The following is a 1528-nucleotide window of genomic DNA, read 5'->3' on the forward strand; positions in this document are numbered from 1 at the left end:
AACGGCGACCCAAAGCCCTTCGTCTGGACTGCCGACCCGGATCGCATCATCCAGGCCGCAAAGCGCGGGCACCAAATGTTAGACTCGCACCACTAGGATGCACCCGGCCCGCTCTGGTCCTCAGGGCTTGGCGGATCGATCGCTTCCGCCTCCCGCGCAGCCTTGGCAGCGCGGATCGTCTCCAGCCGCCGAACCTTGTCGGCCATCCAGTCCGGCGTCTCGTCCCCACGCCGGGTCACGCCCTGCACTTCATCCTTCGCCGCGTCGGCCTCGCGCGCTTGCTCCAGCCAGGCGTCGACCTCGGCGGCCAGCGCCGGCTCAGCTAAGCCCCCTAACCGTCCACAGAAACGGGGCAATCCCAGTGCCGTCCACCGCCACGTGGGCAAACTGCACCAAGCCAGCCGCCCAGCACAGACGCAGCACTTGCAAGAACAGGTCGGACAAGGCCACGAGGTGGCGCTTGCGGAAGGCGGCGATGGTTCGGATGTCTGGCCGGTTCAGGCCGATCACCGCCATGACGTCGACCCGCTCCTCGCAGGCTCGGGCGAGCTCACGCGAGGCGTACAGGCCGCGGCTGTAGCTCTAGGTAGGGGACTCATTCAAGTCCATGCGATGACACAGGAAACGAGGGCGACGGCGGCGAGGTAGTTGCAGGCCGAGCGGTCGTAGCGGGTCGCGACACGTCGCCAGTTCTTGAGATGACCGAACAGGCGCTCGATCCGATTGCGCCGCCGGTAGGCGATCCGGCTGTGCTTGTAGGGCACTGTCCGTGTGGCCGTGGACGGGATGGTGGCGATCACCCGGTGGCTCTTCAGCCAGTCCCTCAGGCTCTGCGCATCGTAGGCCTTGTCGGCGATCAGGCGCTTGGGCGGCACCACGGCCTGCACCAGAGGCAGCGCCATGGTGATGTCGGCCACGTTGCCGGGCGTCAGGGCGAACGCAACCGGTCGGCCACGACCATCGGCCAAGCAATGGATTTTGCTCGTGAAGCCGCCGCGCGAGCGCCCGATGGCCTGGCTCCAGGCCCCCCTTTTCCACCCGATGCTGAGCGGTGGGCCTTCACGTGCGTGGCATCGAGCATCAGTTCGTCGGGGACAGGACCTGCGGCAGCGATCTTGGCAAACAGCTGTTGCTAGATCCCGCGCTGAGACCACCTGTTGTAGCGGTTGTAGATCGTCGTGTGGGGGCCGTAGGCGGAGGGCGTATCCTGCCAGCGGCAGCCAACCTTCAACACATGCAGGATGCCGCTGATCACCCGCCGGTCATCGACCCGAGGTTTGCCCGGTTGGCCGTGCGGCAGGTGCAGCTCGATCCGCCCCCAGGCTTCATCTGAGAGCCAGAACAACCGTGTCATCGCGATCCTCCTGCGCTGGAAACCCAAACCCAGGAAGAAAACGCGAGCGACAGCAATTGGTTGTATGAGTTTCCTACCTAGGTCGTGAACCCATAACGGGTGGCACGGTTTGGTCGGTGCGTCGTTGGTTTTCCATATGGAGGACTGAGGATGGCGCGGTTTGACCTGACGGAT

The 1528-nt window shown here is 65.1% G+C and carries 2 pseudogenes; both read right to left on the bottom strand.

Features of this window, described 5'->3' with window-relative positions:
• Positions 1-95 precede the first annotated feature (95 nt).
• Positions 96-579: pseudogene (locus ASF41_RS24445) on the bottom strand (transposase); the annotation flags it as partial.
• A 20-nt stretch (positions 580-599) separates the two neighbouring features.
• Positions 600-1354: pseudogene (locus ASF41_RS24450) on the bottom strand (IS5 family transposase).
• Positions 1355-1528 lie beyond the last annotated feature (174 nt).

The sequence above is a fragment of the Methylobacterium sp. Leaf111 genome (assembly GCF_001423285.1).
Classification (GTDB): domain Bacteria; phylum Pseudomonadota; class Alphaproteobacteria; order Rhizobiales; family Beijerinckiaceae; genus Methylobacterium.